The organism is Enhydrobacter sp., assembly GCF_030246845.1.
Taxonomy (GTDB): Bacteria; Pseudomonadota; Alphaproteobacteria; order Reyranellales; family Reyranellaceae; genus Reyranella.
On sequence record NZ_CP126889.1, the window covers coordinates 4,393,959 to 4,419,621 of the forward strand.

General features: G+C 66.9%; 27 protein-coding genes and 1 tRNA gene. 13 read left to right on the plus strand and 15 right to left on the minus strand.

Annotated elements, in window-relative coordinates; translation table 11 throughout:
• Positions 1-28: 28 nt before the first annotated feature.
• Together OJF58_RS21895 and OJF58_RS21900 are read left to right on the plus strand one after the other, a co-directional pair.
• Positions 29-1,123 (plus strand): malate/lactate/ureidoglycolate dehydrogenase, encoded by a 1,095-nt coding sequence (locus OJF58_RS21895; protein ID WP_300779890.1) that lies wholly within the window; start codon positions 29-31, stop codon positions 1,121-1,123.
• A gap of 309 nt (positions 1,124-1,432) precedes the next feature.
• Complete coding sequence (locus OJF58_RS21900; RefSeq protein WP_300779891.1) at positions 1,433-2,263, plus strand: DUF2971 domain-containing protein; 831 nt, start codon at positions 1,433-1,435, stop codon at positions 2,261-2,263.
• Positions 2,264-2,282: 19 nt separating this feature from the next.
• On the opposite strand, the gene OJF58_RS21905 is transcribed toward OJF58_RS21900, so the two are convergent.
• Positions 2,283-2,603, minus strand: coding sequence for a hypothetical protein (locus tag OJF58_RS21905; RefSeq protein WP_300779892.1), 321 nt, complete (start codon positions 2,601-2,603; stop codon positions 2,283-2,285).
• Between the two features lie 146 nt (positions 2,604-2,749).
• Here OJF58_RS21905 and OJF58_RS21910 point away from each other — a divergent pair, with 146 nt between their 5' ends.
• Positions 2,750-2,992 carry a hypothetical protein gene (locus OJF58_RS21910; protein WP_300779893.1) on the plus strand — a complete coding sequence of 81 codons (243 nt, stop codon included), beginning with the start codon at positions 2,750-2,752 and terminating at the stop codon, positions 2,990-2,992.
• Between the two features lie 11 nt (positions 2,993-3,003).
• Here the strand turns inward: OJF58_RS21910 and OJF58_RS21915 are convergent, their stop codons facing one another.
• Together OJF58_RS21915 and OJF58_RS21920 are read right to left on the minus strand one after the other, a co-directional pair.
• Entirely contained in the window at positions 3,004-3,216 is a 213-nt protein-coding gene (locus tag OJF58_RS21915; protein ID WP_300779894.1) for a hypothetical protein, read from the minus strand.
• A gap of 17 nt (positions 3,217-3,233) precedes the next feature.
• Complete coding sequence (locus OJF58_RS21920) at positions 3,234-3,512, minus strand: MBL fold metallo-hydrolase (RefSeq protein WP_300779895.1); 279 nt, start codon at positions 3,510-3,512, stop codon at positions 3,234-3,236.
• Positions 3,513-3,518: 6 nt separating this feature from the next.
• Between OJF58_RS21920 and OJF58_RS21925 the strand changes: the two genes are divergently transcribed.
• On the plus strand, positions 3,519-3,842 hold the full coding sequence (locus OJF58_RS21925; RefSeq protein WP_300779896.1) for a hypothetical protein: 324 nt from the start codon (positions 3,519-3,521) through the stop codon (positions 3,840-3,842).
• Between the two features lie 57 nt (positions 3,843-3,899).
• On the opposite strand, the gene OJF58_RS21930 is transcribed toward OJF58_RS21925, so the two are convergent.
• A tRNA-Glu gene (locus OJF58_RS21930) sits at positions 3,900-3,975 on the minus strand.
• 51 nt (positions 3,976-4,026) lie between these two features.
• Positions 4,027-5,055: a methyltransferase gene (locus tag OJF58_RS21935; protein ID WP_300779897.1), complete on the minus strand. Its 1,029-nt coding sequence runs from the start codon at positions 5,053-5,055 to the stop codon at positions 4,027-4,029.
• A gap of 72 nt (positions 5,056-5,127) precedes the next feature.
• Here OJF58_RS21935 and OJF58_RS21940 point away from each other — a divergent pair, with 72 nt between their 5' ends.
• Positions 5,128-5,931: a class II aldolase/adducin family protein gene (locus OJF58_RS21940; protein ID WP_300779898.1), complete on the plus strand. Its 804-nt coding sequence runs from the start codon at positions 5,128-5,130 to the stop codon at positions 5,929-5,931.
• Positions 5,932-5,950: 19 nt separating this feature from the next.
• Here OJF58_RS21940 and guaD read toward each other — a convergent pair whose 3' ends face one another.
• From guaD to OJF58_RS21960, 4 genes are all read right to left on the minus strand, one after another.
• Entirely contained in the window at positions 5,951-7,354 is a 1,404-nt protein-coding gene (gene guaD, locus OJF58_RS21945) for a guanine deaminase (protein WP_300779899.1), read from the minus strand.
• Between the two features lie 128 nt (positions 7,355-7,482).
• Entirely contained in the window at positions 7,483-9,804 is a 2,322-nt protein-coding gene (locus OJF58_RS21950; protein WP_300779900.1) for a molybdopterin-dependent oxidoreductase, read from the minus strand.
• Positions 9,805-9,822: 18 nt separating this feature from the next.
• Positions 9,823-10,863, minus strand: a complete 1,041-nt coding sequence (locus OJF58_RS21955) for a low specificity L-threonine aldolase (protein ID WP_300779901.1) — start codon at positions 10,861-10,863, stop codon at positions 9,823-9,825.
• 25 nt (positions 10,864-10,888) lie between these two features.
• The gene (locus OJF58_RS21960; protein WP_300779902.1) at positions 10,889-11,236 is read right to left on the minus strand and encodes a DUF6476 family protein; all 348 of its coding nucleotides are present in this window, start codon (positions 11,234-11,236) and stop codon (positions 10,889-10,891) included.
• A gap of 9 nt (positions 11,237-11,245) precedes the next feature.
• Here OJF58_RS21960 and OJF58_RS21965 point away from each other — a divergent pair, with 9 nt between their 5' ends.
• Both OJF58_RS21965 and rpoH read left to right on the plus strand, forming a co-directional pair.
• A complete protein-coding gene (locus OJF58_RS21965) occupies positions 11,246-12,235 on the plus strand; it encodes an RluA family pseudouridine synthase (RefSeq protein WP_300779903.1) in 990 nt (329 codons plus the stop codon).
• A 123-nt stretch (positions 12,236-12,358) separates the two neighbouring features.
• A complete protein-coding gene (gene rpoH, locus OJF58_RS21970; protein WP_300779904.1) occupies positions 12,359-13,291 on the plus strand; it encodes an RNA polymerase sigma factor RpoH in 933 nt (310 codons plus the stop codon).
• Positions 13,292-13,312: 21 nt separating this feature from the next.
• Here the strand turns inward: rpoH and OJF58_RS21975 are convergent, their stop codons facing one another.
• On the minus strand, positions 13,313-14,488 hold the full coding sequence (locus tag OJF58_RS21975) for a helix-turn-helix domain-containing protein (RefSeq protein WP_300779906.1): 1,176 nt from the start codon (positions 14,486-14,488) through the stop codon (positions 13,313-13,315).
• A 130-nt stretch (positions 14,489-14,618) separates the two neighbouring features.
• Between OJF58_RS21975 and OJF58_RS21980 the strand changes: the two genes are divergently transcribed.
• Complete coding sequence (locus OJF58_RS21980; RefSeq protein ID WP_300779907.1) at positions 14,619-15,452, plus strand: class I SAM-dependent methyltransferase; 834 nt, start codon at positions 14,619-14,621, stop codon at positions 15,450-15,452.
• 12 nt (positions 15,453-15,464) lie between these two features.
• Here OJF58_RS21980 and OJF58_RS21985 read toward each other — a convergent pair whose 3' ends face one another.
• Genes OJF58_RS21985 through OJF58_RS21995 form a run of 3 tightly spaced genes read right to left on the minus strand, consistent with a single transcriptional unit; the run spans position 15,465 to position 17,204 of the window.
• On the minus strand, positions 15,465-15,938 hold the full coding sequence (locus tag OJF58_RS21985; protein WP_300779908.1) for an SRPBCC family protein: 474 nt from the start codon (positions 15,936-15,938) through the stop codon (positions 15,465-15,467).
• Positions 15,935-16,273 (minus strand): metalloregulator ArsR/SmtB family transcription factor, encoded by a 339-nt coding sequence (locus tag OJF58_RS21990; RefSeq protein ID WP_300779910.1) that lies wholly within the window; start codon positions 16,271-16,273, stop codon positions 15,935-15,937. The genes OJF58_RS21985 and OJF58_RS21990 overlap by 4 nt, the downstream gene beginning before the upstream one ends.
• A gap of 31 nt (positions 16,274-16,304) precedes the next feature.
• On the minus strand, positions 16,305-17,204 hold the full coding sequence (locus OJF58_RS21995; protein WP_300779911.1) for an alpha/beta hydrolase: 900 nt from the start codon (positions 17,202-17,204) through the stop codon (positions 16,305-16,307).
• Positions 17,205-17,236: 32 nt separating this feature from the next.
• On the opposite strand from OJF58_RS21995, the gene OJF58_RS22000 reads away from it, so the two are divergent.
• Positions 17,237-18,088 (plus strand): enoyl-CoA hydratase, encoded by an 852-nt coding sequence (locus OJF58_RS22000; protein ID WP_300779912.1) that lies wholly within the window; start codon positions 17,237-17,239, stop codon positions 18,086-18,088.
• A gap of 164 nt (positions 18,089-18,252) precedes the next feature.
• Positions 18,253-19,590 (plus strand): Rieske 2Fe-2S domain-containing protein, encoded by a 1,338-nt coding sequence (locus OJF58_RS22005; protein WP_300779914.1) that lies wholly within the window; start codon positions 18,253-18,255, stop codon positions 19,588-19,590.
• A gap of 29 nt (positions 19,591-19,619) precedes the next feature.
• Here OJF58_RS22005 and OJF58_RS22010 read toward each other — a convergent pair whose 3' ends face one another.
• On the minus strand, positions 19,620-21,290 hold the full coding sequence (locus tag OJF58_RS22010; RefSeq protein ID WP_300779915.1) for a thiamine pyrophosphate-dependent enzyme: 1,671 nt from the start codon (positions 21,288-21,290) through the stop codon (positions 19,620-19,622).
• Between the two features lie 174 nt (positions 21,291-21,464).
• Here OJF58_RS22010 and OJF58_RS22015 point away from each other — a divergent pair, with 174 nt between their 5' ends.
• Positions 21,465-22,625: a phytanoyl-CoA dioxygenase family protein gene (locus OJF58_RS22015; RefSeq protein WP_300779916.1), complete on the plus strand. Its 1,161-nt coding sequence runs from the start codon at positions 21,465-21,467 to the stop codon at positions 22,623-22,625.
• Positions 22,626-22,700: 75 nt separating this feature from the next.
• Here OJF58_RS22015 and OJF58_RS22020 read toward each other — a convergent pair whose 3' ends face one another.
• A complete protein-coding gene (locus OJF58_RS22020) occupies positions 22,701-23,249 on the minus strand; it encodes a YbhB/YbcL family Raf kinase inhibitor-like protein (protein WP_300785358.1) in 549 nt (182 codons plus the stop codon).
• A 204-nt stretch (positions 23,250-23,453) separates the two neighbouring features.
• Between OJF58_RS22020 and OJF58_RS22025 the strand changes: the two genes are divergently transcribed.
• Positions 23,454-24,482, plus strand: a complete 1,029-nt coding sequence (locus tag OJF58_RS22025; protein ID WP_300779918.1) for an ABC transporter permease — start codon at positions 23,454-23,456, stop codon at positions 24,480-24,482.
• Positions 24,483-24,528: 46 nt separating this feature from the next.
• Positions 24,529-25,602, plus strand: a complete 1,074-nt coding sequence (locus OJF58_RS22030) for a sugar ABC transporter substrate-binding protein (RefSeq protein WP_300779919.1) — start codon at positions 24,529-24,531, stop codon at positions 25,600-25,602.
• Positions 25,603-25,663: the final 61 nt, after the last annotated feature.

A 25,663-nucleotide genomic window follows, 5' to 3' on the forward strand; every position in this document is an offset into this window, starting at 1 on the left:
TCGCACGCTCGTCATTTCAGGAGTGCGCATGGGTACGGTGACGATCAAGGCGAAGGCGCTCGAGGCCTTCGTCGCGGATATCTTCGTGGCGGCAGGCTGCTCGAGGGAGGAGGGGGAGCGCATCGGCCGCTATCTGGTGAGCGCCAACCTCTGCGGCCACGACAGCCACGGCGTCGTGCGCGTGCCGCGCTACGCGAGCCAGAAGAGGAACGGGACCGTGGTAGCCGACGTGACGGTGGACGTCCTGGTTGACACGCCGGTGATCGCCGTGGTCGACGGCAAGTACGGCTTCGGCCAGACGGTGACGCCGCAGGCGGTGCGCATCGGCATCGACAAATGCAAAAGGGCCGGACTCTCGGCCGTGACGCTGCGCAATGCGGGCCATGTCGGGCGGGTCGGCGACTGGGCCGAGATGGCGGCGGCCGAGGGCCTGGTTTCGATCCATTTCGTCAATGCCTCGGGCAGCGTGCTGGTGGCACCCCATGGCGGCGTCGACCGCCGGTTCTCGACGGCGCCCTACTGCGTCGGCGTCCCGCGCGCGGGCCAGGAGCCGCTGATCCTCGACTTCGCCACGTCTGTCGTCGCCGAGGGCAAGGTCCTGGTGGCGAGCCAGGGCGGCAAGAAAGTGCCGGACGGCGCCCTGATCGGGCCGGACGGCCAGCCGAGCGCCGATCCACATCTTCTCTACGGTGACTACACGCCGACCGGTCCACGCGACCACAGCAAGGGCAAGGGCGCGATCCGTGCCTTCGGCGAGCACAAGGGATCGGGCCTCGCCTTCATGTGCGAGCTCCTGGGCGGCTCGCTTTCGGGCACCGGCGCGACCGATCCCGGACGCGGCCGCTTCGCCAACGGCATGCTGTCGTTCTACGTCGATCCCAAGGTGCTCGACCCACAGGGCTTCTTCCCGAAGGACATCGCGCGTTATGTCGATTTCGTGAGGAGTTCCCGGCCGGCGACGGCCGGCGGCGAGATCCTCCTGCCCGGCGAGGCGGAGGCAAGGAGCCGCGCCAGGCGCCTCGTCGAGGGCGTGCCGCTGCCGGACGACACCTGGGCCGCCATCGTCGAGACGGCCCGCTCGGTCGGCCTCGACGAACGGCGCATCCAACAGGCCACGATGTAGCCGGGACGACGCCGGAAGGACCGGCAACGGCGTGGCGGGAGATGCGCCGGCAGCACTCGGGGGTTGCCGCCGGCGCGTGCTGGGGCCCACGTGGTGGAGGGAGGGCCACAGCGGCGGGCAAGATGACCTCACCGACAGAGCCAGGGCCAGTGACCATTGACCGCCGGCACCCCGAAAACGGGCGGAAAGCCTGCGTCAAAATTGTGGCCACGCACGTTCTCACATCTGTGTTTCGAGACAGCGTCTATGAGGGGGACGTCCGGCCGGCGCGTCAGCGACGGCGGTCCTGGATGAGATGATGCGAGCTTGATGCACCGGCGATACATAACGGCCCGCGAGGCAGGGATCGACCATCTCTACCACTTCGCGGCATTCGACATGGCGCGCCTGTATCCCATCGTCGCGTTCAACCGGCTCTACTTCTCGCGGCCCGGCGGTTTCGGCGATGCCTGGGATTGCCGGCCGTCCTTCGATCTCGGCCGCATCGACGATCCTCACTGGCGGGAAGAGACCGCGCAGTGGCTCGAGCAGCTCTACGATCACGGCCTCGCCGAGCTGTCGTCGGTGGCGCGCGAGCGCTTCAGGATATTGCTGCGCGAGAATGGCGAGATCCTACGGCGGATGGTGACCGAGGCGAACGCCATGGCCGACTGGATGAACGACGTCTTCCGCATCTTCTGCTTCTCCGCTCACGCAGATCATCCGCTGAGCTGGGCGCACTATGCCGACCGGCACAAAGGCATCTGCCTCGAGTTCGAGACCAGCACCGTGTTCTTCGCCGAAGCGGCACAGGTCAGCTACCGGGACGAATATCCGGCGATGCCGCTCAAGATCAGGCAGGAGGAGGATGCGCTGCTGCCGATCCTGGCCAAGCCCAGCCACTGGAGCCACGAATCGGAGTACCGGCTGATCGCGCAGGAACGGGCGAGAAAGCTCAGCCACCAGACCCTGATCGCGGACGATCACTGGGTTCGATTCCCGGGCCAGAGCCTGAAGTCGATCATCGTCGGCTGCATGATGGGGAAGAACGAGCGCGAAACCCTCAAGGCGCTGGTCAAGCAGTCGTCCACGCCGATCGCGCTCAAGAAGGCCGTCAAGATTCCGGGCAAGTACGCGTTGCAGATCGTTCCGTTCTGCTGACGTTACGTCTCGGCCACGTTTACGGGCATCGCAGCATGGCCTTCCGGCACACCGTGCCGTTCTCGTCGGTGCCGCAGGACTGCCCGTCCTTCACGCCCCTGTCGTAGGCGGCCTGCGCCTCGCGCTGGGAGATGATCGCCTGCTCGATGCCGGCCTGCATCAGGTCGTTTGCGTCCTGCACACGCGCTCTCAGCGCCTCGGGGCGATCCGGCGTCTGCAGCAGCCGGGCCCATTTGACGCCGGCGCAGTAGGCGGCCGTCGCGGCGGTCTGCTTCGAGACGCCGTCGGCCTGCGCCGGGCTGCTCATCGCCAGCAAGCCGACGCACAAGAGTCGCTTCATCGCGGGCAACGTCACACCCCCGGCGCCGTCCGGCAACCACGCAAGCGGTCGGTCACAGCTTTGTCCGCGTCGTGACAGGAACGTCACTGGAGGCTCCGGCGTCATCCGGTTACTCGTGACGCAAGGATAGCTTTGGTGGATCGGGAATGGAACCTGTCGGTCTGTCGGTGGAGGATGCGAAGGCAGTGCGCCTGCTTGCACAGCAGGCCCGTCTCATTGCGCAGCAGATGCTTCTGGAGTCGGCCAGAGCCCGTCTTGCCGACTATGCGGCCGCTCTGGAGCGAAGGGCAGCCGAACTGGAACAGCGGGCGCGTCCGATCAGTCGTCCCCGGTCGGACCGCCAGCCGAGCCCGACGGAGCTCGGTGCGAGCACGACCGCGCAGGCCTGAGCCGTCTCCGGCTATTTCGGCACTGCCTTGGCGTCGAAGGAGGCCAGGACGGCTTTCCCGCATTCGCCAAGGATGGTCATGGTGCGCTCAACCGCCTCGGTGCCGATGACGAATGGATGAACGCCGTCGACGGCTCCGGATTTCAATTTCGCGATCTTGTGCTCTGTGCCGTCCAAACCGGAATGGTTGGACAGGAAGATGTCGATATTCGACGATTTGGCCATATCCCTGAACCGCCCGGTCAGTCGATATCGCTCATGACGACCTGGGCGTGGTACTTCTCCTGCAGATACTTGGCCCCGCCGTAATGGTCCCCGTGGGCGTGGGTCACGTTGATCTTCTTGATGGAGGCGGGATCGAGGCCAAGCTCCTTCAGGCCGCCCTCGATGTCCTCGCGCGCCTCCTGTTCGTTGTTCAGGGAATCGAGCAGGATGATGCCGCCGTCGGTCGTGATGGCCCAGGCCGACACCCACTTCGCGCCGACGAAGTAGAGATTGTCGAAGACCTTCGTCGGAGGCAATCTACCTTGGTCGATCGACTTCGCCAAACCCGCGTGAAGTCCACTTTCCGGGATGACGAGGGGCTTGCCAATGCTGTTGCAGCCAGACGTCACCGCCTTGAGATCACCCCCTGCGAGATTCCTGGCGATCTGATCATGCTTCGCCGCCAGTGCCGAATCTCCACCGTCCGCGCCATGGGCGGAGGCAATCATGCTCGCGGAAAGGAACAACGCTGCAGCGGCACCTATCCTGGTTCGGATATGCATCTTGCCCTCGAGTGTCGTGTTCCCAATGATTTAGGGCCGATGGTCGACGAGCAGACGCGCGGTCGCAATCGAATTGACGACTGAGGAGCGGCCCTCCCGAGGCATTGGGGTTGGAGCGCCGCTGCGCAGCTCATGTCTGGTTGGCGCTCCCAACGGGAGTCGAACCCGTGTTTCAGCCTTGAGAGGGCCGCGTCCTAGGCCTCTAGACGATGGGAGCGAGGCAGGCGGAGACTGATAGTCGAATGCTTCGGGCGGCGCAAGCCTGCGGTCAGGCGGGCTTGCGGCCGGCGATGCGGGAAAGGACTCCCGGAACGAACGGGTGGACGGCGACCTCGGCGAAGCCTGCGTCCTGCAGGTAGCCCTTCACCTCCGATTCGGTGTGGGCGATCCCGGTGCTGCCGAACACCCCCTCGTTGAGCCCCCACAGCGCCGCTGAAAGCGGTCCCCGCCGGTCGTCGTGCAAGGTCTCGCCCACCAGATGCATCTCGCCGCCGGTCACGAGGGCGGCGAAGGCCTTGCCGACCACGAGCCGGATCAGCGCCGGCTCGTATTGCGGCAGGTTGCTCGCCATCACCACGACATCGACCCGTTGCGGGAAAGGCGTCGTGGTGAAGTCGCCCGCCAGCGTGCTCACACGGTCCTGAGCCTTGTTGGCCGCGATGTATTCGTTGGCGACCACGGTCACCGGCGGCAGGTCGAGCACGATCGCCTTGAGTCCCGGATAGGTCTCGGTCGCCACGATGCTGTAGGCGCCCGAGCCGCCGCCGAGATCGAGCAGGAGCTTGCGGCCGGCAAGGTCGACGCTGCGGCTGAAGAGGCGCGCCGCGCCCATGCCGATCGAGTAGGTCGCGGCGTGGTAGCGCCGCGCATCCTCGACCGTGAACTCGGTATAGGCCCCCAGACGGTTCTCGGTACGGCTGCGCAGCCGCTGGCTCAGTTCGCCATACGCCGTCCAGCGCGGCTTGGTGAACAGGATCCACGGACCGGCATAGCGGTCGCTGTCCTTCACCAGAAAGCGCTGCACGTCCGGCGCATTCGAGAAGCGCGCGTTCCTGTCTGGCCCGCTGCGTTCGAGCAGCGTCATGGCGACCAATGCCGTCGACAGCCGCTCGGCGTTGCGCTCGCTGATGCCGACCGCTTTTGCAAGCGCGGGGATCGTGTCGTGACCGCGCGCGATCGCCGTGAAGATCTCGAGCTCGACCGCGGCCATCAGCGCCGCGCTCTCCCAATAGGCCTGGGCGATCTTCTGCAGTCGCGTCGTGTCGAGCCGGGTCTTTGGCGGGGGCGTGTCGGGCATGCCATTTCCTCTCAGGTTGCATCATCCTAGCGTACGCGCCTAGGATTCGCCGATTCCGCCGGGAGGAACGCCATGGACATGCATGTCGCGCAGGATCTGCCGCTCACCGGCATCGACGTCTATGCGCTGCCTCCGGAGCAGGGCGAATGGGTCCTGCGCCGCCAGCTCGCGGCGGCCTATCGGCTGGTCGACCATTTCGGCTGGACGGAGCTGATCTACGGCCATCTCACGGCGCGCGTGCCCGGCGAGGCGCCGCATTTCCTGATCAACCCTTACGGCCTCAACTATGACGAGGTGGCGGCCTCCAACCTCGTGAAGATCGACCTCGACGGCAGGATCGTCGAGCCGAGCCCGCATCCGGTGAACTATGCGGGCTTCGTCATCCACTCGGCGGTGCACATGGCGCACGCGGTGCGGCACCGCGTCGTGATGCACACGCATACGCGGGCCGGCATGGCGGTGTGTGCCCTGAAAGAGGGGCTGCTGCCGATCTCGATGGTGTCGACGGCGTTTCATGGCAAGCTTGCCTATCACGACTACGAGGGGCCGAGCCTCGATCTGGACGAGCGCGGACGGCTGCTGGCGAACCTCGGTGAACACCAGGCAATGGTGCTGCGCAACCACGGCCTGCTCGTCACCGGCCGCTCGGTGCCGGAAGCCTTCCTGCGGCTCTACCGCCTCGAGCGCGCCTGCCAGATCCAGGTCGATGCAGCGGCGGCCGGCACACTGAACGTCATGGGCGACAATCTCGCCGGCAGGTCCGGCGCCGATATGGATCGCTTCTCGGAGATGGAGTCGGCCGCCGGTGTCGGCGACCTCGAGTTCGCCGCCCTGATCCGCAAGCTCGACAAGACCGATACGAGCTGGCGGAGGTAGGAATCACCGTGCATCGGTGTCATCCCTCGCTGCGCTCGGGATGACACGGATGTCGTTTGTAGAGCCGCCGGCCCGTCACCCAGGTCTCGTCGACGGCGCGATCATCGCCGACCATCATGATGCCGAACAGGAGATCGGCAGCCTGCTCGACGGTCTGCGGACCCGTCTCCCCGAGAGTCAGGGACTGACGCCAGGCTTGCGCTTGCGGTCCGCCGTTCCAGTCGAGCACGACGAAGTCGGCTTCCTTGCCTGGTGCGAAGTTGCCCACGAGATCGTCGACGTAGAGTCCCTCGGCACCGCCCAGGGTGATCGACCAGAAGCCGCGATAGGGCGACACCTTGTTGCGCTCCGCTTCCTGCGGCCGGTCCTCGAGGCCGGCGGCATTGCCCATGCCGACCTTGTAGGCCTCGTCGAGGACGCCCAGCAGCGAGAAGCGGTTGCCTCCGCCGACGTCCGTGCCCCAGGAGAGTCGCACGCGCGATCGGGGATCGGTGGCGCGCCCGAGCCTGAAGAAGCCGCTGCCGAGGAAGAGATTGGAGCAGGGGCAGAAGGCGATCGCCGAGCCGCTTCGGGACAGGCGCTCGAACTCGTCGTCCGACAGCCAGACGCCGTGGCCGCCGGTGAACTTCGGGCCGGTGAGGCCGTACTTCTCGTAGATCGCCAGATAGTCCGTGCAGCCCGGATGCGCGCTGCCGACCTCGCGCACCTCGGTGCGGTCCTCCGAGATATGGGTATTCACCCAGCAGTCGGGGTGCTCCTGCTTCAGCCGCTGGCAGGCGGCGAGCAGCGCCGGCGTGGCGCCCAGGGCGTAGCGCGGTGTGATCGCGTAGAGATTGCGGCCCTGACGGTGATAGCGGGCGATCAGCCGCTTGCTGTCCGCGTAGAACGAGTCGGCCGAGCGCATGTACTCCGCCGGCGCCTGGCGATCGATGCCGGTGAGGCCGGCGATGAGGCGCATGTTGCGCCGCGTCGCCTCGTCGAACAGCGCCTCGGTCGCGATCGGCGCGGTCGTCGTGAAGGCCTGGCAGGTCGTGGTGCCCGAGGCCAGCAGATTGTCGAAGAAGTGCCGCGCCGCCTCGCGGGAGTAGGCGAGATCCTCGTACTTCAGCTCCTCGGGAAAGACCCAGCGCTGCAGCCATGGCAGGAGCTGCTCACCGAACGCACCCAGGATGCGCGTCTGCGGAAAGTGGATATGACCGTCGATGAAGCCCGGCAGGATCAGCCGGTCCGCGATATGGGTGACGTCGAGGCCGCGATGGCGCTTCGCCGTGCTTCCGTACGTGCCGAAGTCCACGATCCGGCCGTCCTCGACCACCAGCAGACCGTCGGGCAGAAAGCGCGCCGCTTCCTGCTCGCGACCGACATGCTTCCAGGGATCGTCGACGAAGTCGAAGAAGGCGCCGCGGATGCCGATGGTGGTCATCGGGCAACAAAAGCTGTGTCATCCCGAGCAAAGTGACGGATCTTCGATCGGGTATCGCGAAGGCCCCCTCGCTGCGCTCGGGATGGCACCGGAGATATTGTCGAGATACGGTGCAAGATGCGAAAGCGTCAGTGCCGTCGCTCGAGCGCCGGCGGCTGGTGCGCGGTCACGGCAGGGGCGGGGCCGTCGAAGCGCTCGATCTCGATCAGGCAGGTCTGGGCGATGCAGCCCTGGCTGAGCTTCGAGGCGCCGATGTCGAGGGTGAGGGCGTTCGGATTGCCGTGCTTCTCCAGCGGCCGGTTCGAGCCCGCATCGGCCGGGTCGAACCACGCACCGGTCGAGAGCCGCACGACGCCGCGCCGGATCCGGTCGCTGAGGCGCGCGGCGGCGAGACAGGCGCCGCGGTCGTTGAACAGGCGCACCAGATCGCCGTCGGCGATGCCGCGCGCGGCAGCGTCCTCGGGATGAATTGTGATCGGCTGCCGTCCCTTGATCTTGGTCGAGCGGGAATGCGGGCTGTGGTCGAGCTGGCTGTGCAGCTTGTCGGCCGGCTGGTCCGACAGCATGTGCAGCGGATAGCGCCGGGCGGTCTCGGCGCCCAGCCACTCGATCGGTTCCAGCCAGGCCGCGTGCGGTGGACAGTCGTCGAGGCCGAACGAGGCGATTCTTTCCGAATAGATCTCGATCTTGCCCGACGGCGTCTTGAGCGGATGCTTCTCGGGATCGGCGCGGAACGCCGCCAGCATTACCGGCTCGCGCGGCTCGCCCTTGGCCTCGGCGAGGCCGTCGCGCCAGAACTGCGCGAACGGCGGCAGGGTGACGCCCGTCCGGGCCGACTTCGCCCGCGACTCCTCGTAGAGATGTTCCAGCCATTCGCGGCTCGAGGTGCGCCCCTCGGAGTGGGCTTCGGCCACACCCAGGCGGCGGGCGAGCGCCTGGAAGATCTCGTAGTCGTCGCGCGCCTCGCCCAGCGGCTCGCGCGCCTTCTTCATGGCGATGACGTAGGGCTCGCGGCTGCCGTAGCCGATATCGTCGCGCTCGAGGCTGGTCGTGGCCGGCAGCACGATGTCAGCCATCTTGGCGGCCGGCGTCCAGAACTGCTCGTGGAAGATGATGGTGTCGGGCTTGCGCCAGGCCTGGCGCAGCCGGTTGAGGTCCTGGTGGTGATGGTAGGGATTGCCGCCCGCCCAGTAGACCAGATGGATGTCGGGATAGGCATGACGGCCGCCGTTGTAGTCGAACGTCTCGCCGGGATGCAGCAGCATGTCGGTGAAGCGCGCGACAGGAATGAACTCCTTCACCGGGTTGACGCCCTGCGGCAGTGTCGGCCCGGAATATTTGGGATGCGGGCTGCCCATCAGGTTGACCGGCCCGTAGCCCACGCCGAAGCCGCCACCGGGCAGGCCGATCTGGCCCAGCATGCAGGCCAGCGTCACCAGCGCCCAGAAGGGTTGCTCGCCGTGATGGCTGCGCTGCAGAGACCAGCCGATGCTGACCGTCGTGCGGGTCGCCGCCATGTCGCGCGCGAGGCTGCGGATGCGCGCGGCCGGGATGTCGCAGATCTTCTCTGCCCATTCGGGTGTCTTCGGCAGGCCGTCGGTCGCGCCCTCGAGATAGGGGACGAACTTGTCGAAGCCCACGGTGCAGCGGTCGAGGAAGGTGCGATCGTAGAGCCTTTCCGTGTAGAGCACGTGACAGAGCGCCAGCATCAGCGCGGCGTCGGTATTGGGCCGGATGGCGAGCCATTCTACGGCGCCGCCGGTGTCGAGGTCGTCGCCGGTCGGTGTCACGTTGACGAAGCGCACGCCCTTGTCGCGCATCGCATGGAGGCCGCGCTTCACATGGTGGCGGGTGGCTCCGCCGGCATTGATCTGCGCGTTCTTGCGCGGCACGCCGCCGAACGTGACGAACAGCCTGCAGTGCTCGGCCAGCACATCCCAGCCGGTGTGCATGGCCTGCAGCTCCTCCATCGTCGCCACAATGTGCGGCATCAGCACGCGGGCCGCGCCGAGGCTGTAGGAATCCTGATGGCGCACGAAGCCGCCGTAGCTGTTCAGGAAGCGCTTCACCTGGCTCTGCGCATGATGGAAGCGGCCGGCGCTCGACCAGCCGTAGGAACCGCCGAAGATTGCCCGGTTGCCGTAGGTTTCCTTGATCCGCCTGAGCTCGCCGGCGACGAGGTCCAGCGCCTCGTCCCACGGCACCTCGACGAACGGCTCCTGGCCGCGCCTTTCCGAGGTGGCGCCAGGGCCTTTCTCGAGCCATCCCTTGCGGATCGCCGGCCGGCGCACGCGCAGGCGCGCGACCTCGTCGGAGAGCATGTGCAGGCCGATCGGCGAGGGATCGGGATCCGGCGAGAAAGGATGCAGCCGGACGGCGGCGCCGCGGTCGTCGTATTCGACCTCGTAGACGCCCCAGTGAGCGGCGGTAAGCGTACGCTGATGGGTCATGGCGGTACCTTGAAAGGACTAGGCGGCCTTGGCGATGGCCAGGAATTTATCGACCTGGGCGACCTCCGTGTCGAAGGCCGTCACCAGCCGGAACGCCCGTTCTCCCGGCCGGTCTGACGGCCAGGGATGGTACTGCGCACCGGCGTCCTGCAAGGCATCGTGCATATGCGCCGGCAGGACGATGAAGATCTCGTTGGCGTCGACCGGGTAGAGGAGCGACGTGCCCTTGAGCGGCGTGAGGCCGGCGACCAGCCGGCGCGCCATCGCGTTGGCATGGCGGGCGTTGGAAAGCCACAGGCCGTCGGCGAAGTAGGCATCGAGCTGGGCCGACAGGAGCCGCATCTTGGAGAAGAGGTGGCCGCCGCGCTTGCGCCGGAACTCGAACTCGCGCGCCAGCTCGCTGTTGAAGAACACCACCACCTCGGCGCCCATGGCGCCGTTCTTGGTGGCGCCGAGGCTCAGCACGTCGACGCCGGCTTTCCAGGTGAGCTCGGCCGGCACGCAGCCGACGAAGGAGAGGGCGTTGGCAAAGCGGGCGCCGTCCATATGCAGCCTGAGCCCGTGACGTCGCACCGAGGTCGAGATCGCGGCGATCTCCTCGGGCGCATAGGCGGTGCCGCATTCCGTGACCTGGGTGATGCTGACCGCCGCCGGCTGCGGATGATGCACGACGCCGTAGACCGGCTCGGCGAGAACGGAAGCAAGCTTGCGCGCATCGATCTTGCCGGCCGGTCCGTCGATGCGGATGAGCGCCGCCCCCGCGGTGTAGAATTGCGGTGCGTTCGCCTCGTCGACCGCGATGTGCGACGCCGGATGGCAGAAGATCGCACCCCAGGGCGGAGCGCAGCAGGCCAGCGCCAGCACGTTGGCGGCGGTGCCGGTGGCGACCGGATAGGCGCTGAGGTCCGGCTTCTCGAAGATGTCGCGCAGCCGGCTTTCGACTTTCTGCGTCCATTCGTCGGCGCCGTACGAGAAGGCATTCCCGGCGGCGAAGGCGCGCGCCACCGCCTCGATGATCGCCGGGTGGGCGCCAGCCTCGTTGTCGCTGCGAAAGTTCATCGGGCGTCCTGGATCGAGATGGCGGTCAGTGGGCCGTGCCGGGCGGGAAGGCGATGGTGCCCAGCAGCGCGCCGGTGCCCGGGTCGACGACATAGGCGGTCGAAAGGCCGTTCTGGTCCTCGACATGGACGACCAGCCGGTCGCCGACCGCATTCATCGACACGACCTGCGCGCCCGACGGCAGCGCGATGCGCTGAGCGAAGGTGGCGCCCGCTGGCGAATGCGAGGTATTGGCGCTAGACATGCGGCGGGCGATTTCGGCCGCCACGACGGTGAAGCCCACGATGATCAGCAGGCCCATCACGATCACCAGCACCTTCAGCCAGAGCGGGGCATAGGCCTGGGAAGAACGGGCCGGAGCAGGGGACGCCAAGAGAACTCCATGAGCGAAGCCGGTCGCCACATCGTGACCGTCGACGAACGCACCGCCGGCGAGCGGTTGGACCGCGCGCTGACGAGCGCCCTGCCGGCCCTCACGCGCAGTCGCGTGAAGGCGCTGATCGAAGGCCGCCGCGTGGCGCTGGCGGGCGGCGCGACGATAGAAGAGCCGTCCCGCAAGGTCAAAACGGGCGAGCGGTTCGTGGTCGATATTCCGGAGCCCGAACCGGCCCAGCCACAGCCCCAGGCGCGCGAGCTCGACATCCTCCACGAGGATGCCGATCTGCTGGTGCTGAACAAGCCGGCTGGGCTGGTGGTCCATCCGGCGCCTGGCAATCCCGACAACACTCTGGTCAACGCCTTGCTCGCCCATTGCGGCGACAGTCTGTCGGGCATCGGCGGCGTGCGCCGGCCGGGCATCGTCCATCGGCTCGACAAGGACACGTCGGGGGTGATGGTCGTGGCCAAGAACGACACTACCCATCGTGCGCTGTCGAGGCTCTTTGCCGTGCATGATTTGACCCGGATCTACCAGGCCATCGTCTGGGGCGCGCCGAGTGCCAAGAGGGCCACGATCGAGGCCGCGATCGGCCGGCATCCGATCGATCGCAAGCGCATGGCCGTGCGCCGGAGCGGTGGCAAGCAGGCCGCGACCGACTACTGGGTCGAACGGCGCTTCGGCCCCCCGCTCGAGCCGTGGGCCAGCCAGGTGAGCGCGCGCCTGCATACAGGACGCACCCACCAGGTGCGGGTGCATCTGGCCCATATCGGCTGTCCCATCGTCGGCGATCCGACTTACGGCCGCACCCGCGGCCGTTCGCGGAACAGCGACATCCCGCTGTCGTTGAAGAGCTTTGGGCGGCAAGCGTTGCATGCCGCGGTTCTGGAGTTCCGACATCCCGGCACCGGGCGGGAAATGCGCTTCGCCACGGAAATGCCACAGGACATGAAGATGCTCGTGGCCGAACTGAACGACGTTAAGTTATCCTCATAATTCTTGAGGGAATTAGTAGGATTTTTGGATTGACCGAACGACTACCCGACTAATAGACTCGGATTTAGCAGTCGACGGGCAAGAGTGCTAAACGCCCGTTCACACAGAAAGGGGGAGTCCCCAATGAGTGCTGTGTCCGCAAACCTTCCCGCCCTGCCGTCGGCCCTGTCGCCGGAGGGCAACCTCAGCCGCTACCTCCAGGAGATTCGCAAGTTTCCCCTGTTGGAGCCGCAGGAAGAATTCATGCTTGCCAAGCGCTGGCGGGAACATGGTGATTCCCAGGCCGCGCACAAGCTGGTGACGAGCCATCTTCGCCTCGTGGCCAAGATCGCGATGGGCTATCGCGGCTACGGCCTGCCGGTAGCCGAGCTCATCTCCGAAGGCAATGTCGGCATGATGCAGGCGGTGAAGCGGTTCGATCCGGACCGCGGCTTCCGTCTCGCCACCTATGCCATGTGGTGGATTCGCGCCTCGATCCAGGAATACATCCTGCACAGCTGGTCGCTGGTGAAGATGGGCACCACGGCGGCGCAGAAGAAGCTGTTCTTCAACTTGCGCAAGCTCAAGGGCCAGATGCAGGCGATCGAGGAGGGCGACCTGTCGCCCGAGCAGGTGAAGAAGATCGCCACCCGTCTCGGCGTGCCCGAGGAGGAGGTGGTGAACATGAACCGCCGCCTCGCCGCGCCCGACAGCTCGCTCAACGCCTCGGTCAAGGCCGAGGGCGACATGGAGTGGCAGGACTGGCTGGTCGACGAGTCGCCCAACCAGGAGGCGCGCCTGGCCGACAGTCAGGAACTCGGCCAGCGCCAGCGCATGCTGGCGGCGGCGCTGAAGCAGCTCACCGACCGCGAGCGGCACATCATCGTCGAGCGCCGACTGATCGACGAGCCTCAGACCCTCGAGGATCTGTCGGCCAAGTACGGCATCAGCCGCGAGCGCGTGCGCCAGATCGAGGTGCGCGCCTTCGACAAGCTGCAAAAGGCGATGAAGAACATGGTGGTCGAGGCGGCCGCCGAGTCCTCGCGCAAGGCCGAGGCCCATTCGGCGGCGCGATAGTCCCGGCCGACGGCGGCGTCCTCAGCGCTTGGGCACGCCGGCGCGGAGCAGCCCGTCGCCCAGGCGATTCATGAACGACGGCGGGAACGGCCAGGCCCGTCGCGCCATCTCCACCGTCAGATCCTTGTCCTTGCGCAGCAGCGCGACTGCCGCGCGCCGCGCCTCTGCGCCTGCGCCCATGAGCGCGGCGCCCGCGACGGCCACGCGATCGGCCCAATAGGATTGCGGCACGGCGGCGGTGCCGTCCTCGATCCATCTTACGGCGCGCTCGTAGCGGCCGGCATTGAAGTGGACGCAGCCGATGCCGATGAAGATCAGGTGGCGCACCGGCTCGAAGGGCATCAGGCGCAGCGTCATCCTGAGCTCGCGCAAGGCGCCATCGTCGTCGCCGGCATAGGCCGAAAGCCAACCGCGGCGCACCCAGCCCCAGGGCGACCAGGGCTCGATGGCGAGCGAGCGCTCGATCAGGCGGTCCGCATCGGCGAGGCGCCGTGTCAGCGTCATGGCGCCGGCACAGAGGCTCAGGGCAAGGCCGTCGTGAGGTGCGAGGCGTCTGGCTTCGGCGGCGAGCCGCAAGGATCGTTCCCGATCGAGCTCGGGCGTGCGATCGAAATTGTGCGCCGCGCGCTGGCTCCAGCACCAGGCGGCGATGGCCTTCGGCAGGGCGAGTTGCGGGGCCAGTTCCTGGGCCCGTTCGACGTCCGCGATCGCAGCGCTGCAGGCGGCCGGCCCAACGTTGAAGGCCGAGGCCATGGCGCGCCAGCTCAGGCGCAATGCCTCGTCGTCGATATCGTCCTGGCCGCGGGCGCTCCGGCCGGACCGTGCCGCCTTCAGGGTCTGCGACGGCAGCTCACCGAACTGCTGCCGGTAGTAGGCCGCGAACCGGCCGAGCTGCGTGAAGCCGCTCGCCATGGCGACGTCGGTCACGTTCGCATCGCGAGCGGCCGAAAGCAACTGCTGCCGCGCGCGAGCAAGACGCAGGCGCCGCATCCAGCCGAGCGGCGTGGTGCCGAGATGGCGCCTGAACTGCGCCTCGAGCGTTCGCGGCCGCATGCCGGCGACGGCGGCGAGGGTTTCGAGCGGGACCGGCTCTTCCAGCCGCCCGTTCAGCCACTCGAGCGCCCGCGCGAGACCCTCCGGAACATCCCTGCCGGAAGCCGGCTCTCGATGCGTCGACTGCTTCGGTCGCTCACCCATGTCTGCCTCCCTGTCGGCCGGTCACGGGTCGTCGGCGGATTCTGCACGATGCGGCGGTTGCTGCATAGCGGCGACGGAGTCGCGCCGCCACTCTCCCGGTCGAACGTCGAGGGAAGGAAACGCCATGTCCATGACCATGACCGCTGATGCCCCCACATCCACGCCCGATCTCGGCGCCATCAAGGCGCGTCAGCAGGGTGTGTGGTCGTCCGGGAACTATGCGCTGATCGGCGCCACCCTGCAGATCGTCGGCGAGTCGTTGTGCCAGGCGCTCGACCTGCATGCGGGCCAGCGCGTGCTGGATGTAGCGGCCGGCAACGGCAACGTCACCCTTGCCGCCGCGCGCTGCTGGTGCGACGTCACCTCGACCGACTACGTCCCGGCCCTGCTCGAGCACGGCAAGAAGCGGGCTGCCGCGGACGGCCTCGCGGTGCGCTTCCAGGAGGCCGACGCCGAGGCGTTGCCCTTCCCGGATGCGACGTTCGACGCCGTGGTCTCGACCTACGGGGTGATGTTCACGCCCGATCAGGAGAAGGCGGCCGCCGAGATGCTCCGTGTTTGCCGTCCCGGCGGAAAGATCGGCCTGGCCAACTGGACGCCCGCCGGCTTCATCGGCCAGGTGTTCAAGCTCGTCGGGCAATACGTGCCGCCGCCGGCAGGGGTCAAATCGCCGATCCTGTGGGGCACCCGGGAGCGTCTGGCGGAGCTGTTCGGCGCGGGCGCCCGGTCGATCTCGGCCGAGCCGCGCAACTTCATGTTCCGTTATCGCTCGGCCGAACACTTCATCGACGTGTTCCGGAGCTATTACGGTCCGGTGCTGAAGGCGATGGCATCGCTGGACGATGCCAGGCGCAACGCGCTCTCCGCCGATATCACGGCGCTCATCGGGCGCCTCAATCAGGCGAGCGACGGCACCATGGTCGTGCCGGGCGAGTACCTCGAGGTGGTGATCGCGAGGAAGTGACGCCGGCGAGCGTCACATCGACCTGGCGTAGGCCACGAGCTGATCGAGCACGGTGCCCCAGCCCTGGTGGAAGCCCATCTCCTCGTGCTTCTTGCGGCCGTCCTCGTCGCGATGGATGGCGGTCGCGACATAGTGCGTGCCCTCGCCGCTGGGCTCGATCTCGACGATGGCGGTGAAGAACGGGTTGGCCGAAGGCCGGTAGCCGGGCAGAAGGGCGTCCGTCCAGATCAGCCGCTTCTGCGGCACGACCTCGAGAAAGCAGCCGGCGTTGTCGAACTCCTGCCCCTCGGGGCTGCGCATGACAAAGCGGAAGACGCCGCCGGGCCTGAGATCGATCTCGCAATGGGCCACCGTCCAGGGCTTGGGCGTGAACCAGTGGCGCAGATGCTCGGGCCTCGTCCACGCCTCCCAGACCAGCGCGGGCGGCACGTCGACGACGCGCTCGAGCACGAGGTCGAGCTTGGGATCGACTTTATGGACCGTCATGAACGTCTCTCCTTCAGTTCCAGGAGGTAGGCGTCGAGCTGGTCGAGGCGCTGCTCCCACAGGTTTCGTTGCCGAGCCAGCCAGTCCTCGGCCTGACGCAGTTTCTTCGGCATCAGCCGATAGGTCCGCACGCGCCCGGTCTTGCGGGAGCTCACCAGGCCGCAATTTTCCAGCACCCGCAGATGCTCGACGAACGAGGGCAGCGCCATGTCGAACGGCGCGGCGAGCCTGCTGACCGACTCCGGTCCGCGCGCCAGCCGCTCCAGCACCAGCCGGCGCGTCGGATCGGCGAGGGCCTGGAAGACGGAGTCGATCGCTGGTGCCGAAGCAACCATGCGGCCCTCTTAATGTGCATAGATACTTAGGTCAAGTCCTAAGTATTCGCGCGTAGCCGATGCGCCTGAAGAATCGATCGATCTCCGCCGTGGCGCGGTCGGGCGTCTCGTAGTGCACGAAGTGGCCGGCGTCCTCGGCGACGCTCGCCTCGACATCCTCGAAATAGTCGCCGACCATGTCGATCCAGGCGCTCTTCAGGACCGGATCGTGCCGGCCCCAGAAGACACGCGCGGGCTGCCTGATCTTCGGCGGCTTCGGCGCCGTGCCAGCCATGACGGCGAGCCGTGCGGCGTTCTGGGAGATGTACCAGTTGAAGCCGCCCTGCAGGTTGCCGGGCCGCAGGAAGTTGTCCACCCATCGCTCCAGCACGCCATCGAACGCATCCTCGCGGTGCGACCAGTGTCGCAGGAAGTGCCCGATATAGGCGCGGCAGCTCGCGCGGCTCGCGCCGACCAGCTCGGGCGCGAATGGCATCTGATGGAAGGTCTGGTACCAGATCTCGTTAATCTGCTGTGGATCGCGCCAGCGCGCGCCGATGCCGTGCGTGCCGCAATTGAAGAAGAACAGGCCCGCCACCTTGTCAGGGTGGTTGAGCGCGAGCCGCTGCATCACGTAGCCGCCGACGTCGTGGCCGACGAACCCTGCATGCTGCAGGCCGACCGCCTTCATGAGGGCGGCGATGTCGTCGGCCAGCACGTCGGGACCCGCCCGATCGGAGCGGCCGTCGTCGGGATTGCCGCTTTGGCCGAAGCCTCTGAAATCGGGTGCGATCAGGGTGTAGCGATCGGCCAGGCGCTCGAACAGCGGTTCCCAGGTCGCCCAGAATTCCGGCCAGCCGTGCAGCAGGATCAACGGCGGGCCGGCGCCGGCCTGCGCGACGTGCATCGTGAAACCACGGATCTCGATGAAGGTGTGCTTCACGGCGGGCATGGGTAAGCTCGAGCAGGAATTGGGAGGACATCATGACGAGCCCGGCCATTCGCTACGAAACGCCGACACCCGCGATCGCGCGCATCGTGCTCGACCGGCCCGACACGCGCAACGCCCAGGACACGGCGTTCCTCTATCAGTTGAACGAGGCCTTCGATCGTGCCGCCGCTGACGACCATGTGAAGGTGATCGTGCTGTCGGCCAACGGCCCGCATTTCTCTTCCGGCCATGACCTGCGCGAGGTCGACGGGCACGGCAACATGAGGAAGCACGAGACTGTCGGCACCTGGGGCGGCTTCGGCAAGCCCGGCGCCGAGGCGCAGTACGCACGCGAGCAGGAAATCTATGTCGGCTTCTGCGAGCGCTGGCGCAACATTCCCAAGCCGACCCTCGCCCTGGTGCACGGCAAGGTGATCGCCGGCGGCCTGATGCTGATGTGGCCATGCGATCTCATCGTGGCGGCCGACGACGCCGAATTCCTCGACCATACGGTGGCAATGGGCGTGGGCGGGGCCGAGTTCTTCGCCCATCCGTGGGAGATGGGCGTGCGCAAGGCCAAGGAGTTCTTGTTCACCGCCGACTGGATCAAGGCCGATGAGGCGCATCGGCTGGGCATGGTGAACCATGTCGTACCGCGTGCTGAGCTCGAGACCTTCGGCATGGCGATGGCGGAGCGGATCGCCCAGAAGCCGCTCTTTGCACTGCGACTGGTGAAGCAGGCGGTCAATGCGGCGCAGGATGCGCAGGGCCGCGTGAGCGCCATGCAGACCTCCTTCGCGCTGCATCATCTGGCGCACGCCCACAACATGATCGTGCACGGCAAGCTGGTCGATCCGACCGGCCTGATGCCGTCCATCAAGAAGCACGAGAAGGCGGCGGACTAGAGATCCCTCGGCCTGCGGCCTCGGGGTGATACCCATTTCGCGGTGACGCACAGCGTCGGCCCCACCAACGGTGTCATCCCGAGCGTCTGCGAGGGATCTTTGCCTTGGCGCGCCACGATAGCGCCCGCTATTCTCCGTCGAGCCACAGAGCCTGAGGCGATCACATGACCACGGCGAGCGAAGGCGCGGAACTCACCCAGGTCGGGCCCGGTACGGTGATGGGCCATCTGATGCGGCAGTACTGGCTGCCGGCGCTGATGTCGTCGGAACTCGAGCGCGACGGCCCCCCGACCAGGCTGATGCTGCTCGGCGAGAAGCTGGTCGCCTTCCGCGACAGCGCGGGCCAAGTGGGGGTGATGGACCATCGCTGTCCGCACCGTTGCGCCTCGCTGTTCCTCGGCCGCAACGAGCAGGGTGGCCTGCGCTGCCTCTATCACGGCTGGAAATACGACGTGGCCGGCAACTGCGTCGACATGCCGAGCGTGCCCGAGCATCAGGACTTCAAGCACAAGGTGAAGGCCAAGGCCTATCGCACGATCGAACGCGCCGGCCTCGTCTGGGTCTATATGGGCGGGCGCGCCGAGGCGCCGCCGCTGCCCGGATTCGAGATCCTCGACATGCCGGAGGAGGAGATCAACGTCAGCCTCATCCAGCGCGACTGCAACTGGCTGCAGGCGCTCGAGGGCGAGATCGACACCTCGCATTTCGGCTTCCTGCACGGCGGTCACGTCGATCCCGACGACGTGCCCGAGAGCGATCCCTTCTACTACACCATCACCAACCGCGCGCCGCAGTACCATGTCGCCGACGCGCCATGGGGTACGCAGTATGCCGGCTACCGCGCCGCGGGTCCCGGCCGCACCTACTGGCGTTTCGCCAATTTCCTGTTCCCCTGCTGGTCGCAGGCGCCCAACGGCGAGTTCGACAGTCACATGCATGCGCGCGGCTGGGTGCCGCTCGACGACGGCCACACCATGTTCGTCTTCATCTGGTGGAAGAAGGCGCGGTCGGCGATGAGCCTGCCGCAGCCCGCGTTCAAAGACGGCCGGCCGATCGGCGGCACCGGGCGCGGCGGGCTCAAGTTCCTGCCCAACACCACCGACTGGCTCGGCCGCTGGCGCATGGCGATGAACGAGGGCAATGATTGGGGCATGGACCGCGAGGCGCAGCGCCGCAACACGATCTACAGCGGCATCGACGGCATCCATCTGCAGGACCAGGCGATCACCGAAAGCATGGGACCGGTCACGGACCACGACTTCGAGCATCTCGCGCCGTCGGACCAGATGATCACCCGCACGCGTCGCCGCCTGCTGCTCGCTGCCCGCGCGTTGAGGGACGAGGGCAGGCTGCCGCCCGGCGCGGAGGACGGCAGCCTCTATCGCGGCGCCCGCAGCGGCTACTTCACCAGCGCCGATCAAAGCCCGTGGCGCGACGTCTACGCCTCGACGCTCGCGGCGGCCATGCATCCGCCCGTGCCGTCCGCTCACGCAGCGGAGTAGGAGCGCGCGCAGGTTTGCGCGGCTGGCAATCAGCTCCTGACCATCACCTCGATCAGGGTCGGACCGCTCGCCTTCAGCGACTTCGCGAGCGACGCCTCGAAAGTCTCGGCCGTGTCGACGCGCTCGGCAGCGACGCCGAAGCCCTTGGCCAGCGCGCAGGCGTCGATCGGCGGGTCCTTGAAGTCCATGCCGATCGGCCGGTCGTTGCCGTGGAACAGCTTCAGCCGGTTCTTCAGGATCTGGTAGCCGCCGTTGTTGCAGATGAGGAACGTCACCGGCAGACGGAGGTTCGCGGCGGTCCAGAGCGCCTGGATGGAATACATCGCACTGCCGTCGCCGATCACCGCCACGACCCGGCGCTCGGGCAGGGCGATCTGGACGCCCACCGCGGCGGCGATGCCCCAGCCGATGCCGCCGCTCACATTGCCGAAGAAGCTGTTGCGGTCGCGATAGGGGAAATAGGACGTCAGGGTGCCGGCGCTGGTGATGCCCTCGTCGACCACGACGGCGTTCCCGGGCAGCGTCTCGCCGAGCTTCGCCATCACCCATTCGGCGGCCAGCGGCTGGCCGGAGACGGGCCTGGCCAGCGCCTTCAGCCGCTGAGCGCGTTGGGCGCTCCAGTTCTTCGAGGCGAGGGCCGCGAGGTTCGCCCGGGCCTTCTCCGCCAGCGCCGCGCCGCCCAGCTTCTTCAGAAGCGGCACCAACGCCTTCAAGGTCTCCTTCACATCGGCGCGCAGCGCGATTTCGGCCGGGAAGTTCTTGCCCATCTCCCAGTCGCGCAGGCCCAGCATCGCCACCTTGGTGGTCTCGGGCAGCGGCTCGACCTCGCTCCACACCGACATCTTCAGCACATCGGAGCCGACGCAGAACATCAGGTCGTACTCGGAAAGGATCTGCCGCACGCGCTTCTGGTCGCGGTTGAGGGCGCCGAGATAGGCCGGATGCTCGCTGGGGAAGTGCGCGCCGTAGCCCACGGTCTGCTGCAGCACCGGCGCGCCCAGCGTCTCGGCGAGCGCGGCGGCCTCGGCGAAGGCATCGGAGGAGGCGATCTCCGGACCGGCGAGGAGGACGGGCTTCTTCGCCGACAAGAGGCGCCTGGCCAGATGCTCCAGCGCGGCGTCCGATGGACGCACCGCCGTGTCGACGCGGGTCGACGCGCCGAGATCGATCGCCGCCTCGTTGTTCAGGATGTCGCCGGGCAGCGAGATGAACACGGGTCCAGTCGGCGCGGTCGTGGCCACCTTGGCGGCGCGGCGCAGGATGCGCGGCAGATCCTCGATGCGATTGACCTCCGTCGCCCATTTCACGACCGGCGTCGCGATCGGCACGAGCGGCGCATAGAGCAGAGGCTCGGTGAGGCCGTGGCCCTGCTCCTGCTGGCCCGCCGTCACGATCATCGGCGTGCCCGACATGTAGGACGTGTAGATCGAGCCGATCGCATTGCCGAGGCCCGGCGCCACATGGACGTTGCACGAGACCAGCTTGCCCGAGGCGCGGGCGTAACCGTCGGCCATCGCGATCACGATCGCCTCCTGCAGTGCCAGCACGTAGCCCATCTCCGGCGCCGACGAGAGCGCATGCATGATCGGCAATTCGGTCGTGCCGGGATTGCCGAACATCTTCTCGACACCTTCGTCGCTCAGCACGCGCAGAAAGGCATCGCGACCCGTGATGGTGTTGGTGACGCGGGCGTCGGGCATGGTTTCCTCCCTGGGGTGGGCGAGGGTAGCGCGGTCCCTTCGGGCTGGAAACGACTTGCGACGCCGGCAGGATGGTTATCGCCGCGATGCGAAAGGCGGCATGGGGTGCGACGATTGTCAGCCGTCGCAGGCGGGCGTTATCCTTTTGCGAGGCCATCTTCCAGGGAGGAAGCCATGGACGGATCGAAGCCGGTCGCACTGGCCGATTACGGCGCCGAGGAAGCGGCGATGCAGGACTATCTGCGGGAGGGCGAGCAACGCGCCTTCGCGCTCGGCAATCGTGGCCCGATCCGCTTCACATCGTCGGGCGCTCTCCATTCCGACATTCTCGATGCCTATTGGCGTTGCGGCTTCTACGTCTTCGAGGGGGTGCTGAAGCCCGACGAGCTGGCCGACATCGAGCGCGACGTGAAGGACATCCTCGATCGGCTCCCCGTCGAGAAGGATGCGCCCCTCGACGCCAAGGGTCGGCCGGCGCTGGCGGCGGACTGCACGGCGCCGACGCTCTTCTGGTCCAAGCCGCTCGGCGATCCGTTCGGCGGCACCGATCTCGCCAATGGCCGTCATCCCGTGAAGATGTTCGAGCCCAAGGCGGCCGCCGATGCCCCGAAGGAAGTCGTCTATCTGATCCTGGGCTCGCTGCAGTTCTCGGAGGCGGCACTTCGCCTTTACGGGCATCCGCAGCTTCTCGCCATCGTCGCGGCGATCAACGGTCCGGATTTCACGCCGTTCAGCGATGCGATCTTCATCAAGGAGCCCGGCCGCGGCGCCTCGGTCGCCTGGCACCAGGACGGTGTCACGCACTGGAACAGCCCCGACTGGGACGAGGGCAGCCACGGCTTCAACATGATGGCCCAGCTCTATGGCTGCACGGCGGCCAACGGCGTGTGGGTCGTCCCGGGCTCGCACAAGCTCGGCAAGCTCGACATCAAGGCGCTGGTTGCCTGGGCGGGCAGCGAGCGTCTGCCGGACGCCGTGCCGATGATCTGCAAGCCCGGCGACGTGGCGGTCACCAACCGCCAGACCCTGCACGGCTCGTTCGCCAATACCAGCAAGGATTGGCGCGTGACATTGAACATGGGCTTCCATCGCCGGAAGTCGGTGCTCGGCGTGAAGGGGGGCGGGCTGCACAACAAGGAGGCGGTGTACGACGCCGACCGCATCCGCGAGCGCGCGCGCCTCATCGGCTATGCCATCGATGCGCGGCGCCGGCGCTTCCCGCACGAGACGCCCTTCGTCTACAAGCCGCACGCCGACGAGGGGCTTACCTATCGCTGGGACGCGCAGGCCAAAGCCGACATCAAGGACTACAACCTCCTCGATCTCAGCATCTGACGATTCATGCTCATGCGGACCGCGCGCATCCTGCGCGCTCATGAGCGGGCTGGAAGCTCGCGGTCCCGAAGATGGTCACCGTCCGTAGGTCGCCGTGAAGGTCGCCTTGCCGAGCGTGTGGAAGTGGAGGTTGAAGCCGACGACGGCGGCCGAGGAGTCAGCCGTGACGTCGAGCTTGGGCAGGTCGACGGCGAACAGCGTGAACTGATAGCGGTGCGGCTTGTCGCCCTTGGGCGGGCAGGGGCCGCCATAGCCGGGCGCGCCGAAATCCGTGCGGGTCATCAGCGCGCCGGCCGGCAGCCCGGGCGCACCGGGCTTGCCCGCTCCCTTCGGCAGCGCCTTGGTGTCCGGCGGCATGTTGACGACGACCCAGTGCCAGAAGCCGCTGCCGGTCGGCGCGTCGGGATCGTAGACGGTGAGGGCGAAGCTCTTGGCGCCGGCCGGTGCGCCGCTCCACGAGAGCTCGGGCGAGACGTTGCCGCCGGTGCAGCCGAAGCCGTTGAACACCTGTTCGTTGGGCACCGTGCCGCCCGGCTTGATGGTCGTGCTGGTCAATTTGAAGTCGGCAGCCTGCGCGGTGCCGAAGAGCGCGGCGGCGAGCGTGAGCGCACCAGTGATCACCATCGTCCTCGACATGACGTTCCCCTCGATTGCATTTAATGGTGTGATGACACGCGACGCGACCGGTGGAGCCTAGCGCGTTAGAGATATGCGCGCACGGCCGCTGGCAGAGGCTGGGTCGATGAGTTAACGTTCATACAGCGCAGGAGAAGGCACTTCCGTGACATGGAAGTGCAGCAAGAATGAAATCCGGGAGGTGCATTCGCAATGGCGGTCAGTGCATCTACGAGAGAGGAACGCGGCCCGGTCGGCGCGCTGCTCGCGCAGCTTCTGCGGAAGCCGACGCAGGAGCAGATCGTTTTGCTGATCACGCTGGCTCTGCTGGTCGTCTTCGGCCTGACGCTGCCGGGCTTCGCCGCGGTCAGCAATCTCCTCAATCTCGTGCGCAGCATCTCCATCCTGGGCATCCTCGGCCTCGGCATGGGGCTGATCGTCATCAGCCGCGGCATCGACCTCAGCGAGGTCGCGATCATGGCCGGCTCCTGGTCGGTGGCGCTGATCAACATCCAGCACGGCATGCCGGTCTTCTGGGCGGTCGTGACGGCCTTGCTCATCGCCGTCGTGATCGGGGTCGCCAACGGCGTGATGGTGGCCTTCGTTGAGGCGCCGGCCCTGTTCGTGACGCTGGCGGCCGGCTTCGTGATCTACGGCGCGGCCTTCTGGTATGCCCCGTCGTGGGTCGTCTATGCTCCCAAGCCGGATGATGCGCCCTATCTTCTCTATCTCGGGCACAACCGGCTGTTCGGCATTCCGGTGCCGATCATCGTCTTCGCGCTGGCCGCGATCGGGATGCATCTCTTCCTGTCGCGCACCTCGACCGGCCGTTTCATCTACGGCCAGGGCGACAATCCCGAGGCGGCGCGGCTCACCGGCATCGCGCTACGCCCGCTGATCGTGCTCGAGTATGTCCTGGTGGCACTGCTGGCCTGGCTCGCCGGCCTGGTCTGGATTGGCACGACTGGCAGCATGCAGATGGGGATCGTGCAGGGGACCTATATCTTCGATGTGATCCTGGTGGTGGTGCTGGGCGGCATCAGCCTGGTCGGCGGCCGTGGCGGCGTGTTCAGCGTGGTGGTCGGCTGCGCCCTGATCGGCACGCTGTTCAACGCCTTCACCATCATGGACATCAACAGCGAGGTGCAGAACATCATCAAGGGCCTGGTCCTGCTTGGCGCCATCGTCGTCGACAACTGGCTGCACCCCCGGGACGAGGAGACCGCGCGCCAAGGCGAGTGACAGCAGGACATCCAACGATCAACGGCAACGCAGGGAGGAACGAAGCATGTCGTACAAGTCATTGCGATCGATGGCAGTCGTCGCGTTGGCCGGCCTCACGGCCATCGGCGTGCCGCTTGCCCTCGCCCAGGAGCAGGGCACCAAGACGGCGCGGGAGCTGCGCGCCGCCTTCGACAAGGACGTCAAGGGCAGGACGATCGCCTTCCTGCCGATTGCGCTCGGCGTGCCGCTGCAGGACGAATGGAACCGCGTGCTGAAGACTGAGGCCGAGTGGCGCGGCATCAAGTACGTGGTGCGCGACCCCAACAACAATCCGTCGGCGATGCAGCAGGCGCTGACGGCGCTGGTCAACGACAAGCCCGACGTGCTGATCGTGCAGAACCCCAGCGTGACGCTGCTCATGAAGGAGCTGAAGCGCGCCGAGAAGGAGGGGATCCACGTCATCCAGATCAACATGTCCTCGAACTACAAGTCCGACGCCTTCGTCGGCGCCGACTGGTTCGAGGTCGGCCGCATGATCGCCGACGACGTCGTCAAGCAGTGCGGCACGGGCAGCGGCAAGTCGGGCAAGGTGCAGATCGTCCAGGGCGAGCTGGCCGCCGCCGCAAGTGTCGACCAGATCGCCGGCATCATGGAGGTGTTCAACAAGGACAAGGCGATCAAGGTTGTCTCCAACCAGGCCGCCGCCTGGGACGCCAACAACGCCCTGAACATCACCGCGACGGTGATCCAGCAGAATCCCGATCTCTGCGCCAGCATCGGCTTCTGGGGCATCATGGAGTCGGGCGCCGCCCAGGCGATCCGCAACGCCGGCAAGATCGATCAGGTCAAGGTCTATGCCTCGGGCGAAGGATCGCAGCTCGATTGCGAGCAGGTGAACCGCGGCAACTTCTACAAGTTCCTGAGCTACACCGCGACCCAGCAGGGTCACGAGCTCGTGAATACTGCGCTTTTGCTGATGCAGAGCAAGGAGAAGCCCGGGACCGTGCATCGCGCGCTCTATACGCGGCCGATCTGGCTCGACAAGAGCAACGCGAGCGGTGCCAACTGCTTCGCCCTGCCGCAATCGGGATCGTCCTCGCCGGTGCCGCTGGCGCCGTCGGCCGAGAACAAGAAATAGCCGAAGCGTCAGGAGACGGTGTCATCGCGGGTATCCATTGGTGTCGTCCCGAGCGAAGCGA